Here is a 14,507-nt window from a genome sequence, read left to right on the forward strand (position 1 = left end):
GGATGTTGATGCAGGTGCAACGCTAACGTATTCGGCACAGTTAAGCGGTGGTGGTTCATTACCATCATGGTTGAGTTTTGATCCGGTCACGCGCACATTCAGCGGCACACCAGCAAACGGTGATGTGGGAACCATTTCCATTGATGTAATTGCCGACGATGGCAATGGCGGAACGGTTACTGATACGTTTGATATTGTCATCGCCAACACGAACGATGCGCCCACAATTGCCAATGCAATTCCAGATCGCACCGCAACAGAAAATGTTGCGTTTAATTTCCAGTTTGCCGCAAATACATTTGCCGATCCTGATGTGGGCGATACGCTTACCTATTCAGCGCAACTTGCCGGTGGCGGCGCCTTGCCAGCCTGGCTCAGTTTCGATCCGGTGACTCGGACATTCAGTGGGACACCCGCGAATAGTGATGTTGGAACTATTTCCATTGATGTTATCGCTGATGATGGCAATGGCGGGACCGTTACCGACACATTTAATATCGTTGTGGGAAATACTAATGATGCTCCAACAGTAGCCAATATAATTCCCAATCAAAACGCTACGGAAGATTCTGCATTTAATTTCCAATTTGCGGCGAATACATTTACCGATCCCGATGTGGGCGACACGCTTACTTATTCAGTACAACTCGCCGGCGGCGGGGCCTTGCCAGCATGGCTAAGCTTCGACCCGGTCACGCGCACATTTAGTGGTACTCCTGCAAACGGTGATGTTGGAACCATCTCCATTGATGTAATTGCCGACGATGGCAACGGCGGAACGGTTACCGATACGTTTGATATTGTTATCGCCAATACGAACGATGCACCCACAATTGCCAATGCAATTCCGGATCGCACCGCAACAGAAAATGTTGCGTTTAATTTCCAGTTTGCCGCAAATACATTTGCCGATCCCGATGCGGGTGATACGCTTACCTATTCAGCGCAACTTGCCGGTGGCGGCGCCTTGCCAGCCTGGCTAGGTTTTGATCCGGTCACGCGTACATTCAGTGGTACTCCAGGCAGTGCTGATTTGGGGGCGATAGCTATTGATGTTATCGCCAGTGATGGCAACGGTGGCACGATCACTGACACCTTTACCATCACAGTTAACGATGTGAATGACCCGCCTACAGTAGCTAACGCTATTCCCGATCAAAACGCGATTGAAGATGCTGTATTTAATTTTCAGTTTGCAGCAAATACGTTTGCTGATGTAGATGTTGGCAATACCCTTACTTACACAGCGCAACTAACCGGTGGCGGTACATTGCCCGCGTGGTTAAGTTTTAATGCGACTACACGCACATTCAGCGGAATACCAACGAATGACAATGTTGGAACAATTTTAATTGATGTGATTGCCAATGATGGCAATGGCGGAACTGTTACCGATACATTTGCGATTGTTATCGCCAATACGAACGATGCCCCCACGGTTGCCAATCCGATTGCCAACCAATCGGCAATAGAAAATTCAGCGTTTAATTTTCAATTTCCGGCAAATGTATTTGCTGATGTGGATGCTGGCGATACGCTGACGTACACCGCGCAACTTGCCGGTGGTGGTGCGTTGCCGGCATGGTTAACATTTAATGCGGCCACTCGTACATTTAGTGGAACCCCTGCCACCGCAAACATAGGTACTTTGAGTATTGATGTTATTGCCAGTGACGGTAACGGTGGAATAATCAGTGATAATTTTGATCTGGTGATTAACGCATTGCCCGCGAACCTGCCACCCGTAGTACTCGATGGTGTTAGTGATCAATCGATCGATGAAGACTCCCGGTTTTCTTTCACTATTCCAGCGAATGCATTTAGTGATGCTGAAGGTGATGTGCTTGGTTATTCCGTACAAATGGTTGGCGGCGGCGCTTTACCATCCTGGTTGAATTTTGATGCAACAACACGCACTTTTAGCGGGACACCGACAAATGATGATGTGGGTGTTATTAATCTACAAGTAACTGTGAGTGACGGGCATGGCGGCAGCGCAAGTGATAATTTCAGTATCACTGTCATTAATACAAATGATGCTCCCACGGTTAATGCGCCTGCAGTAAACCCTGTTGCGCAGGAAGATTCGCCCTTTACATTGGGTTTTCCACTGGCGATATTCAACGATGTAGATGTAGGCGATTCGCTCGGTTTCAGTGCGCAATTGGCAAATGGTCAACCCTTGCCTGATTGGTTGCAGTTCAATGCCAGCACATTAACATTCAGCGGTACACCGGGAAATGGTGATGTGGGTAATATCGCCATTCAATTAATTGCTAGCGATGGTGAGGCGAGTGTCAGTTTCCAATTCACTATCCAGGTTGAGGCAGTTAACGATAACCCGATTGCTGGTGCTCCTGTTACGATCAACAGTTTTGAAGACGCTGTTGGTGATCAACTGGATTTATTTGCCACGTTCAGCGATGAAGAAACACCGGCAAACCAATTGCAGTATTCGGTGGTCAGTAATTCCAATCCGTCGCTGGTGACTGGTATTACCATTGATGCAAATAGCGGGAAATTAATTTTCAGTTATGGTGCAAATCAATTTGGTTCCAGCGATTTGATTATCCGCGCGCAAGATGCCGATGGTGCCGTCGTTGATACGTCGGTGCGTATCAATATTGCGCCGGTTAATGATGTACCGGTATCGACCGGTATCGCCGATATCCGTGTGAATGCCGGTGCAGCACCGCAACAAATTGATTTGCACAAAATATTTACGGATATCGAAGACGGGGCCGCGCTGAAATATTCGCTGGTGGCTAATTCCAATCCTGCTATCGCAACTAACGTGCAGTGGAATCAAACCACCGGTATGCTCACAATTGCGTTTGCATCCACGGTGGGTGGTGAATCGTTTATCACTTTGCGTGCACAGGATAGTGACGGTGCCTGGGTGGATACGCGGTTTAAGGTAACCGTCGTTGCTGCCCCGGTCGTAGTACCGGAGGTTCCAACCGTACCACCGGTGACACCGCCTACCACTGTGCCACCCATTCCGGAAGTGCCAACAACACCGCCAACAACACCCCCTGTTGATGGTAATGGCGGAAATCCGGGCACTGGCAATAATGGCGGTACTGTAGCGCTACCGGAGCCAGGTATTGATATCAGTGTACCGGGAACAAACGGGCAGGATATTCCACCCGTACTCAATCCAGATGATGCGAGAGAAAACTTTAATCTGCCGCATGATAAATCCAGCCGTGATTACGAACGGATTGAAGCGCAAATTAATGCGGGCAATGTTCCGGTAACGACACTCACTGCGTCTTCATCGCTAGTCAGTTTAATTACTACCGATGCCGGTTTTGCCCCTTGGGAAGCTGCTGATTTTGATAATGAAGTCCGTCGCATTCGTGAGCAAATGGATGTGGCAATGGAAGAAGATCAAGACCGGCGCGCGATTGTGGCGGGAATTACCTTTTCGGTAACAACCGGTATCCTGGTTTGGTCTTTGCGGGCCAGCAGTCTATTGTTAACCTTAATGTCTATGTTGCCGTTGTGGCGCGGGCTGGACCCATTACCAATTCTTGATGAAGTGAATAAACGCAAAAAAGAATTGGAACAACAGCGCAAAGATCGCGCGCGTGAAGATAAAAGTGCAAAAGAAGTGGGGTATTTATTTGACCATGCGCAACAAAAACAATCAGGGCAATAACCCGGCGCTTGCCGTTCGAATTATCGCGTAAGGGATATAAATGTTAGGTATTACTCCTGCAGTTCGATTAAGTTTGGGGTTGGTGATTTTAACGATCTCCATTCTGATTCTCGCTCAAGCCATCGGGCTTGCGCCGGGTGCTGAGCGGCAACAATTGGATGTGCGAAAACGCCTCGCGGAAACACTTGCGTCGCAAGTCGGCGTGGCAATTTTGCGCGGCGATGAATTGTTGTTGCAGTATTTACTTGAATCGACGGTGGAACGTAATCCGGAAATCCTGTCAGTTGCTGTGCGTCGCAATGACGGGGTTGTTGTTGCGCAAACCAAAGCCCATACCAAAAATTGGGCCAAGGCAAAGCCTGATGAATCCACACCCACACATATCCGTTTCCCTATCATGATTAACGGCGCCAAAGCGGCCGATTTTGAATTAAGTTTTGAACCGTTGCTGAGTGAAAGCCATCCGATTTTTAAACTGCCTACGTTCGTCTTGCTTATTATTTTTGTATCGCTCAGCGGTTTTGTTGGCTATTGGTATTACATCAAGCGCGCGCTCAAACATTTGGACCCCAGTGCGGTGGTTCCAGCGCGAGTGCGCAACGCATTAAATATTCTCGCGGAAGGTGTTTTGATTCTTGATCGCCGCGAACAAATTGTATTGGCCAATAACACGTTGATCGAACATTTACAGCGCACAGAGCAATCATTGATGGGCAAGAAAGCAAGCAGTTTGGGCTGGTTTCTGGACCCTAAACAGGAAGCACAAGATTACCCCTGGCTTAAAGCAATCAGTAGCGGTGTAAAGCAAACCGGTGTGCGTGTGCTATTGCCGGATGTTAACGAGAAAGAAACTATTTTTCTGGTGAACGCGGTCCCCATCATGGATGCGAAAGGTGCAAGCCAGGGAACCATTGCTGTGTTTGAAGACATCACCGAATTGGAAACCAAAAGCCGGTTGCTGGAAGATATGATCCAGCAATTGGCCGCAACCCAAGTGGCGATTGAAAACAAAAATAAAGAATTAACATTCCTTGCTACGCGCGACCCATTAACCAATTGTTTTAATCGTCGCGCATTGTATGAACATTTGGGTAGCAAGTTTGATGGCGCGCGTACTGGCGATGCTGAATTCAGTTGCATCATGGCAGATATCGATTTCTTTAAAAAAGTGAACGATACCTACGGCCATGCTGCTGGTGACGAAGTGATTAAAATGGCCGCCAACAGTTTGCGCGAAGTGGTACGTGATCTGGATATGGTGGCGCGTTTCGGCGGTGAAGAGTTTTGCGTAATCCTGCCGGGTGCACCACTGGACCAGGCACAACTCATTGCCGAGCGTTGCCGGCAGAAAATTGAAGAAAAAGTGACAAATGGTATTAAGGTGACTGGCAGCTTCGGCGTGACATCTATTCGCATGGGCGCGTTGACGTCCAACGAATTAATCCAACAGGCGGATGAGGCCCTGTATTACTCCAAACAGCATGGTCGCAACCAGGTTACTTGCTGGCGGCCAGATATGAAAACTATCATTGTCGATACCCAACACCATTAAATCCTTGCTGAAATTCTGCGCAAATTTGCTTGTCCCAATAGCGATCCGGCGGGGCTGGCAGGTTTTTTAAGCGGATTTCCCCGTAGAGTGATCTTGCCGGTGGTAAATCTGCCGCCAGTAATTACAATAGCCCTCGTTTACTCAAAACCTGGCTGAGACCGGGTTCATCATTATTCGGGATATCACCATTGAAATCAGTTACTCCGCAACGCCGCGCACCCGCCTCCGAGCAGACCTCCAACTTATTGGTGCGCCTGTTGAAAGAGGGCGCCCTGATTGGCCTGGGGGCGATTTGCCTTTATCTGTTGATTGCCATGGTCAGCTACGACCCCAATGACCCGGGTTGGTCGCGCACGGGCGATAATGCTGTCGTACAAAATGCCGGCGGTCCCTTTGGTGCATGGATTGCCGATGTGTTTTTCTCGCTGTTTGGTTACCTTGCTTATTTATTCCCGGTGATGATTGCCTATCGTGCCTGGTTGGTACTGAAAGATCGCAACCGCGAAGGCGGCATTGATTGGTTGTTTTTCGGCTTGCGCTCGGTTGGCTTGATATTGGTGATGGTGGCCGGGACTGGTATTGCCGCCATGCATTACAGTGATGGTCAATCGGTATTGCCTTATTCCAATGGAGGCTTGCTTGGCGCCGCAGTATCTGATGCGGTCTTCGGTGCGTTTAATTACACCGGCGGCACTTTGTTGTTGCTGGCGCTTTTCCTCGTGGGTATGACCATTTTCACCGATCTTTCGTGGCTAAAACTCAGTGAAGATCTTGGCCGTTGGACCCTGATTGGTATTAATAAAGGCATGGAAAAATGGCAGGTGTATCGCCGTGAAAAAGCGGAGAAACAAATTGCCGTTAAGGCCCAGGAGCATCGACGTGAAGTTGTCGAGCAGCATGTAAAACAGGAAGCCAGGCGTGTTGCACCGGTGATTATCACTGAGCCGCCCAAAAAGAAGCCAACACCCAGCCCGCGTATCGAAAAAGAAAAACAACCTTCGCTGTTTGAATCCCTCGAACCAGCGGAAGGTACTTTGCCGCCGCTGAGTTTGCTCGATCCCCCCGATAAACGTAGCGATAAAGGCTATTCCAAAGAGTCACTGGAGGCGATGTCCAAACTGCTGGAGCTGAAACTTAAGGATTTCGGTATCGAGATCGAGGTGGTTTCCGTCCAGCCGGGACCTGTTGTTACCCGTTTTGAAATCCAGCCTGCACCCGGTATTAAAGCCAGCCGGATTTCCGGCCTTGCCAAGGACCTCGCGCGCTCGTTGGCTGTAGTGTCTGTGCGTGTGGTGGAGGTAATTCCGGGTAAATCGGTAATGGGCGTGGAGATTCCCAACGTTCACCGCGAAATGGTACGGATGTCAGAAGTGATTTCCTCGGAGGCTTACGAGAATGCCAAGTCACCGCTGACGATGGTTTTGGGCCATGATATTTCCGGCCAGCCGGTAGTGTCTGATCTGGCCAAGATGCCGCACTTATTGGTAGCCGGTACTACCGGTTCGGGTAAATCGGTGGGCGTTAACGTCATGCTGTTGAGCCTGCTGTACAAATCCACACCCAAGGAAGTGCGCTTGATTCTGGTCGACCCGAAAATGTTGGAACTCTCGGTTTACGAGGGGATTCCCCATTTGCTCACGCCAGTAATTACCGATATGAAAGACGCTTCCAACGGTCTGCGCTGGTGCGTCGGTGAGATGGAGCGTCGCTACAAACTGATGTCTGCGCTGGGCGTGCGCAACCTTGCCGGTTACAACCGCAAAGTGGATGATGCGGCCCAGGCGGGTGAGCCGGTTAAAGACCCATTATTTAAACCTGAAGACAATTTTGAAGCGGGCGCCGATGTGGCCACCGCGCCGGACCTGACAGAGTTGCCATTTATTGTCGTGGTGATCGACGAGTTCGCCGACATGATGATGATCGTCGACAAGAAAAAAGTGGAACAACTGATCGCCCGTATCGCTCAAAAAGCACGTGCTGCCGGTATCCATCTGATCCTTGCAACCCAGCGTCCGTCGGTAGACATCATTACCGGTTTGATTAAAGCCAACGTACCGACCCGCATCGCGTTCCAGGTTTCGTCCAAAATTGATTCGCGTACCATCCTGGATCAGGGCGGGGCAGAGCAGTTATTGGGCCATGGTGACATGCTGTACTTGCCCTCGGGAACCAGTGTGCCTATCCGTGTCCACGGCGCATTTGTGGATGACCATGAAGTCCATAAAGTGGTGGCCGACTGGAAAAAACGCGGCGCGCCACAATATATCGACGGTATTACTGACGATGATAATAATTCCATTCCGGTTCCCGGCCTGCCCAGTGAAGGCGGTGAGGAAGGGGATGGCGAGAAGGATGCACTTTATGACGAGGCGGTGGAATTTGTTATCGAGTCGCGCAAGGCATCAATTTCTTCTGTGCAGCGTAAATTGCGCATCGGCTACAACCGCGCGGCGCGTTTAATAGAAACAATGGAGGCGGCGGGTGTCGTTTCCTCGGCAGGCCATAACGGCAACCGCGAGGTATTGGTCGGGCGCAATTAATTTGGCTCGGGTTCAGTCTCAAACGATAGGATTGCCAGGTGCAATCCTGCGTCCATATTCGATTTTACCTGGATAACTTATGACATTTTTCCTGAAATTTTTATCGCGAACCTTAATCGGTGTTTTGATGGTGTTTTCAACAATCGCCAATGCTGCTGATGACCAAGCCGCGGTGCAGTTGCGTAAACTACTTGATGCCATGAACAACCTGCAAGGCAATTTTGTGCAAACTACATATGACAAAACCGGTGCTGAGCAAGACGTCAGCAAAGGTAATTTTATGTTGATGCGCCCCGGTAAGTTTTATTGGGAAACCCGCGAACCCATGCCGCAATTACTGGTGTCCAATAACAAGACCATTTGGTTGTACGACGCCGATCTGGAAACTGTCACCGTACGCGAATTTACTGATGACCTGCGCGAAACGCCTGCATTACTGTTAAGTGCAGATGTTGAACAATTGCGCAAACAGTTTTCTGTTACACGCGATGACAAAAACAAAGCTGCTGAAGCCTACACGCTTACTCCAAAAGTAACGGAAGGTATGTTCCAGCATTTGACACTGGTATTTAAAGATGGCCAGCTGGCAGAGTTTTCAATTAAAGACAGCCTGGGGCAATTAACTCGCTGCGTACTCAACAATACACAACGTAATAAACCGCTGGCAGAAGAAAAATTCTTTTTCCAGATTCCGGAAGGCGTTGAAGTGTTGAAAGATTAATCCGGCTTTTATCACAGGCTTGGCATGGATTTATTTGGTTCACCCACACCCGCGTATCAACCGCTTGCTGCGCGTATGCGCCCGCGTAACCTGGATGATTATATCGGCCAGGAACATTTGCTCGCACCGGGAAAACCCTTGCGCGAAGCAATTGTTCGCGGCCAATTACATTCAATGATTTTGTGGGGGCCGCCGGGTGTTGGTAAAACTTCGCTCGCCAAATTATTCGCTGAACAGGCGGATGCACGTTTTGAGTCCTTGTCGGCCGTGTTATCCGGCGTAAAGGAAATTCGCGCCGCAGTTGCTACTGCACAGCAAGAACGAATTTCTACGCGGCGCAAAACTATTTTATTTGTCGACGAGGTGCATCGCTTTAATAAATCCCAGCAAGATGCATTTTTACCTTATGTAGAAGATGGCACGTTTATTTTTATTGGCGCAACTACAGAAAACCCATCATTTGAATTGAATAATGCGTTGTTATCGCGTTGCCGCGTTTACGTGTTGCGCGGTTTGCAACCAGAGCAATTGAAAAATGTATTACTCCAGGCGCTCAATGATAAAACGCGCGGATTAGGTAGCCAATCTATTACGATTGACGATGATACCTTGATGACATTGGCGCAAGCTGCCGATGGCGATGCCCGTAAATCACTTAATTTATTGGAAATCGCTGCAGACCTTGCCGATGAAGATGGCGAGCAAAAAGTTATCAACGAGCATGTCGTTGCCGAAGTTCTCGCCAGCGACGTGCGCCGCTTCGATAAAGGCGGAGACATTTTCTACGAGCAAATATCGGCATTGCACAAATCGGTGCGCGGATCATCACCCGACGGTGCTTTGTATTGGCTGGCGCGCATGCTGGATGGTGGTTGCGATCCACTTTATATCGCGCGCCGTGTAGTGCGCATGGCGAGTGAAGATATCGGTAATGCAGACCCGCGCGCATTACCATTGTGCCTCTCCGCATGGGATGTGCAAGAGCGCCTTGGACGTCCGGAAGGAGAGTTGGCTATCGCCCAGGCAGTAGTATATTTGGCATGCGCACCTAAAAGTAATGCTGTGTATAATGCATTCAATCAAGTGATGGCTGATGTACGTAGCCAGCCTGCTTATGATGTTCCTATTCATTTGCGCAATGCTCCTACCAAACTCATGAAAAATATGGATTACGGTGCGGAATATCGTTATGCCCACGACGAACCGGGAGCTTATGCAGCAGGGGAAAACTATCTGCCGGAAGATATTTCCGGGGCTCGCTATTACGATCCGGTAGAGCGCGGGCTCGAATTAAAAATCCAGGAAAAACTCGCGCATTTGCGTGAGCTGGACAAGCTAAGTAAAAAGCAACGTTATAGAAAGTAAAGCGGAAACGATAATGCAGTGGTTGGCAATTGCAATAGGTGGTGCGCTCGGGTCTGTGCTCAGATTCGCTGCCGTCAGTTATCTGACCCCGCTGATTAATCATCGTTTTCCCTTTGGTACGTTTATCGTAAATTTAACCGGTTCATTTTTAATTGGCGTGGCTTACGTATTATTGGTTGAAAAAACAACCCTGCCTGCAGAGTGGAGATTGTTTTTTATTACAGGGATATTGGGGGGCTACACAACTTTCTCGGCATTTTCGCTGGAGATTTTGCAGCTGTGGCAAGAGGGGCATGCGCTCAACGCGTTTGCCTATGCCAGTGGTTCTGTCATTTTAGGCCTATTAATGGCGTTCATCGGAATGGCGTTAACCCAAAAAATATTTTAGAGCGTAGCCGTATTGCGTTACACCTATACGGGCTGCGTTAACACCTTTTAACTTCAACTAGAAAATTAGACATCATGCTAGATTCAAAATTACTTCGTACTGCTACCGAAGAAGTAGCAAAAGGTTTGGCCAAACGCGGCTACGAATTAGATGTAGCAAAAATCCAAGCTTTGGAAGAAAAGCGCAAGGCAATTCAAATAAAAACTGAAAACCTGCAAGCAGAACGAAATTCCATCTCCAAGGGTATCGGCAAAGCTAAACAAGCGGGCGAAGATGTTGCGCCTTTAATGCAAAAAGTGGAAAACATCAAACAGGACCTGGTAAGTGCAGAAGCTGAATTGGCGACCATTCAAACTGAATGGGATGACTTCGTTAAAGCAATTCCCAATGTTCCTGCAGATGAAGTGCCTGAAGGTAAAAGTGATGAAGACAACGTAGAAGTGCGCACTTGGGGTACACCGCGTAATTTTGATTTTCCAATTGTTGATCATGTGGATCTCGGTGCGAATCTTGGCGGCCTGGATTTTGAGGTCGCTACCAAAATTACCGGCACCCGTTTTGCAGTGTTGCGTGGTGGTGTAGCCAGATTGCATCGCGCACTTGCACAGTTCATGCTTGAAACCCACATCGCTGAACATGGTTATGAAGAGGTTAATGTTCCATTTATTGTTAATCGTGATTCGTTGTTTGGCACCGGCCAATTACCCAAGTTTGAAGAGGATTTATTCAAACTTACTGATGACCGCGAATTTTATTTAATTCCGACCGCAGAAGTTCCTGTCACTAATATTTATCGTGATGAAATCGTTGATGAGGCACAGTTGCCCATTAAATTGGTGTGTCATTCTCCCTGCTTCCGTTCAGAAGCGGGAAGCTATGGTCGCGATACGCGTGGCATGATTCGCCAGCATCAATTTGAAAAGGTAGAGTTAGTTAAGTTTGTTCGCCCTGAAGAATCGGATGCAGCATTGGAAGCCTTGGTCGGCCACGCAGAAGCGATTCTGCAAAAATTGGGGCTGCCACATCGCACCGTAATTCTGTGTGGCGGTGATATTGGGTTCTCTTCTGCAAAAACATACGATATTGAAGTGTGGGTGCCATCGCAAAATAAATATCGCGAGATTTCTTCATGCAGCAGTTTCCGCGATTTTCAGGCGCGCCGTATGTTGGCACGTTACCGCAATAAAGAAACTGGCAAGCCCGAATTGTTACATACCCTGAATGGTTCTGGCCTTGCGATTGGCCGTACCTTGCTGGCTGTATTGGAAAATTATCAGCAGGCTGATGGCAGTGTTGTCATTCCTGAAGCATTACGCCCTTATATGGGTGGGCAGGAAGTACTTGCACCGGCAAAAAAATAAACCGGGCATTGCTCTATTTTATTGTTGGATTATTCTGTAAAGGTGGGTATCGCATTAGCGACCCACCTTTTTTACAACCTTAAAAAGCAAAATGAATAGTTCTTTTGCTTTCGTTGAATCTGGTGCACCTGGCTATGGATTATTTTCCGGTCTTTCTCGATTTAAAAAAACGTCGCTGCCTGTTGGTTGGTGGTGGCGATGTCGCAACACGCAAAGGCCGCTTACTGGCAAAAGCTGGCGCTTCCCTGCGCGTAGTCGCACCGGAAATTTCTACGGAGTTACGTGGGCTTGTTATTGTCTCCAAGGGTGAAATTTTTGAGCGGGAATATCAAGCAAGTGATTTGCAAGATTGTGTATTGGCAATCGCCGCTACCGATATTGAATCCCTGAATGAAAAAATCTCTGCCGACGCACAAACATTACATATACCCGTCAATGTGGTGGATAGCCCTGCACTTTGTACTTACATTACTCCTGCAATTATTGATCGTTCTCCGTTGGTGATTGCTGTTTCCAGTGGCGGCGAAGCGCCGGTGTTGGCGCGGTTAGTGCGCGCAAAACTGGAAACACTGATTCCTGCAAGCTATGGAAAACTTGCGCAGATCGCCAGTCAATGGCGCGAGCGCATTAAAACGCGCTTTGACAATGGTGATAGCCGTAGAAAATTCTGGGAAAAAATTCTGCAAGGTCCCGCCGCAGAATTAATGATGAATGGACAGGAGGATGCTGCAAACAAGTTTATTGATGATGAGCTTGCCAACGATCAATCGCAACTGACAAAAGGTGAAGTGTATTTAGTCGGCGGCGGCCCCGGCGATCCTGAATTATTAACACTGCGTGCATTGCGATTAATGCAGCAAGCGGATGTCGTACTTTATGATCGTTTGGTCTCTGATGCGGTGATGGAATTGGTGCGACGCGATGCAGAGCGAATTTATGTAGGAAAGCGTCGTAATGAACACGCGATGGAGCAGGAAAATATTAATCAGCTGTTGGTTGATCTCGCAAAGCAAGGAAAACGTGTGTTGCGTTTGAAAGGTGGAGATCCATTTATTTTCGGGCGCGGTGGTGAAGAAATTGAATTGCTTGCACAAAATGATATTCCGTTTCAGGTTGTACCGGGAATTACTGCTGCATCGGGTTGTGCAGCTTATGCGGGTATTCCATTGACGCATCGTGATTATGCACAATCAGTTCGTTTTGTTACGGGGCATCTTAAATCTGATGATACTAATTTATCCTGGCCCGAGCTTGCCAATCCGACACAAACATTAGTGTTTTATATGGGCCTGGTTGGATTGAAAGAAATTTGTGAGTCACTTATTGCACATGGTCGTGCAGCAACGACACCGGTAGCATTAATTGAGAAAGGTACAACGCAAGATCAGCGAGTGTTAATTGCGGATTTGAATACTATTGCCGGCGTGGTGGCCGTAAATGATGTTCATGCACCTACATTGTTTATTGTCGGAGACGTTGTAAAACTGCATGACAGTTTGAAATGGTTTAAAACGAATTAATGCATATGTGCCTGTTAACAGGCACATATGCGCTTTCACTTAGGTATTTTCTTGCGGTTTGGTTTTGAACCAGGAAATTAAAATCGAACCACCGATCAACAAAGCAACTACCGATAATGAAATTCCCACTGGAATTTTATAGATATCAATCAACAACATCTTGATGCCAATAAATACCAACACAAGCGCCAGACCATATTTAATATAAGTAAATCGGTCTGCCATATCAGCTAACAAGAAATACATTGCCCGCAAACCAAGAATGGCGAATATATTTGAAGTCAGGACGATAAATGGATCAGATGTGATCGCAAAAATAGCGGGGATTGAATCTACCGCAAAAATCACGTCAGATATTTCCACCATAATTAGCGCAAGAAATAGGGGAGTCATTAACTTCACCCCGTTTTCGACCACGAAGAATTTTTCGCCGTGTAACTGATTGCTGATGGCAAAATGCTTTTTGAACCAGTTGAGTAATGGGTTATTTTCCAGGTTAATTTCTTTGTCAGCCATCCACCACATTTTAATTCCCGTCACCAATAGAAACAGGCCGAACACATATAACAACCAGTGGAAGTGGGCAATTAACCACACGCCGGCAAAAATCATAATGGTGCGTAAAATAATTGCACCGAGCACACCGTAGGTCAGCACGCGCTTTTGCAATTCAAATGGAATGGCAAAGAAATTGAATAGCATCAGCCACACAAACACGTTATCTACCGCGAGCGATTTTTCAATTAAATAACCTGTCAGGTATTCCATGGTTTTGGTGTTAGCTAACTCGCGGGTGAAATACGTATCCAGGTACCACCAGAGGCCCGCACCAAAACTCAATGCCAACGTAACCCATACCACGGACCAACTGGCCGCTTCTTTCAGTGATACGCGATGTTCCTTGCCGCCCCCGACAAATACCAGGTCAATTGCTAATACGATCAGGACAATGCAGAAGAATATTAACCACATCCCCCAGGTTCCGATGGAGGTTATGTCAGTGGATTGAGCAGCAGTTGCCAGTGTAGTTTCCGCCACTGCAAGCGCCGGGCTTAAGCCAGCGAAGAGTGCAAGTAAAGATTTGATCATGAATAGCTCCGTCGTTAATAGATTACTCAACGCAATGACGGGCAAAGGAAATAAAAAGGGAAATAAGGAAGCCTTTGTCATTGCGACAAAGGTCTCGTTCACAAGGTACTTACTATCAAACCTCGAGCCATCAAGCCTTCGAGTCATCTAGATATTGCCTTGCCCGCGCGACCGGAGCTAAATAACTCGTATTGACGACCTGCGCGGCGGGAACTACTCCCCTTCGTTCGCCTAGTATAAAAGCTAAGGCTAAAGGGTCAAGGTTTTTGAATGACATTTACAGGCTGGCAAGGTGACGTAAGGATAA

At 47.8% G+C, this 14,507-nt stretch carries 9 protein-coding genes; 8 read left to right on the top strand and 1 reads right to left on the bottom strand.

Going from position 1 to position 14,507, the window contains the following annotated elements:
- From A596_RS05625 to cysG, 8 genes are all read left to right on the top strand, one after another.
- Positions 1-3,664 (top strand): putative Ig domain-containing protein (locus A596_RS05625; protein ID WP_160280091.1); only part of this gene is annotated, 3,664 nt, incomplete at its 5' end.
- A 40-nt stretch (positions 3,665-3,704) separates the two neighbouring features.
- On the top strand, positions 3,705-5,216 hold the full coding sequence (locus A596_RS05630) for a sensor domain-containing diguanylate cyclase (RefSeq protein WP_039913184.1): 1,512 nt from the start codon (positions 3,705-3,707) through the stop codon (positions 5,214-5,216).
- Positions 5,217-5,395: 179 nt separating this feature from the next.
- Positions 5,396-7,756 carry a DNA translocase FtsK gene (locus A596_RS05635; protein ID WP_200882894.1) on the top strand — a complete coding sequence of 787 codons (2,361 nt, stop codon included), beginning with the start codon at positions 5,396-5,398 and terminating at the stop codon, positions 7,754-7,756.
- 79 nt (positions 7,757-7,835) lie between these two features.
- A complete protein-coding gene (gene lolA / locus A596_RS05640) occupies positions 7,836-8,477 on the top strand; it encodes an outer membrane lipoprotein periplasmic chaperone LolA (protein ID WP_052417268.1) in 642 nt (213 codons plus the stop codon).
- Positions 8,478-8,501: 24 nt separating this feature from the next.
- Complete coding sequence (locus A596_RS05645; protein WP_039913187.1) at positions 8,502-9,842, top strand: replication-associated recombination protein A; 1,341 nt, start codon at positions 8,502-8,504, stop codon at positions 9,840-9,842.
- Positions 9,843-9,855: 13 nt separating this feature from the next.
- Positions 9,856-10,230 (top strand): fluoride efflux transporter CrcB, encoded by a 375-nt coding sequence (gene crcB, locus A596_RS05650; RefSeq protein WP_052417269.1) that lies wholly within the window; start codon positions 9,856-9,858, stop codon positions 10,228-10,230.
- A gap of 74 nt (positions 10,231-10,304) precedes the next feature.
- Positions 10,305-11,591: a serine--tRNA ligase gene (serS, locus tag A596_RS05655; RefSeq protein WP_039913190.1), complete on the top strand. Its 1,287-nt coding sequence runs from the start codon at positions 10,305-10,307 to the stop codon at positions 11,589-11,591.
- A 134-nt stretch (positions 11,592-11,725) separates the two neighbouring features.
- On the top strand, positions 11,726-13,111 hold the full coding sequence (cysG, locus tag A596_RS05660; protein ID WP_039913191.1) for a siroheme synthase CysG: 1,386 nt from the start codon (positions 11,726-11,728) through the stop codon (positions 13,109-13,111).
- Positions 13,112-13,150: 39 nt separating this feature from the next.
- Here cysG and A596_RS05665 read toward each other — a convergent pair whose 3' ends face one another.
- The gene (locus tag A596_RS05665) at positions 13,151-14,200 is read right to left on the bottom strand and encodes a TerC family protein (RefSeq protein WP_326979664.1); all 1,050 of its coding nucleotides are present in this window, start codon (positions 14,198-14,200) and stop codon (positions 13,151-13,153) included.
- Between the last annotated feature and the right edge of the window lie 307 nt (positions 14,201-14,507).

The organism is Cellvibrio mixtus subsp. mixtus J3-8, from assembly GCF_000766945.1.
In the GTDB taxonomy this organism is placed as follows: Bacteria; Pseudomonadota; Gammaproteobacteria; order Pseudomonadales; family Cellvibrionaceae; genus Cellvibrio; species Cellvibrio mixtus_A.

Excerpts from the sequence above, each read along its gene's own strand:
- A596_RS05630 (WP_039913184.1), top strand. The coding sequence starts at position 3,705 with ATGTTAGGTATTACTCCTGCAGTTCGATTAAGTTTGGGGTTGGTGATT.
- lolA (WP_052417268.1), top strand. The coding sequence starts at position 7,836 with ATGACATTTTTCCTGAAATTTTTATCGCGAACCTTAATCGGTGTTTTG.
- A596_RS05645 (WP_039913187.1), top strand. The coding sequence starts at position 8,502 with ATGGATTTATTTGGTTCACCCACACCCGCGTATCAACCGCTTGCTGCG.
- crcB (WP_052417269.1), top strand. The coding sequence starts at position 9,856 with ATGCAGTGGTTGGCAATTGCAATAGGTGGTGCGCTCGGGTCTGTGCTC.
- serS (WP_039913190.1), top strand. The coding sequence starts at position 10,305 with ATGCTAGATTCAAAATTACTTCGTACTGCTACCGAAGAAGTAGCAAAA.
- cysG (WP_039913191.1), top strand. The coding sequence starts at position 11,726 with ATGGATTATTTTCCGGTCTTTCTCGATTTAAAAAAACGTCGCTGCCTG.
- A596_RS05665 (WP_326979664.1), bottom strand. The coding sequence starts at position 14,200 with ATGATCAAATCTTTACTTGCACTCTTCGCTGGCTTAAGCCCGGCGCTT.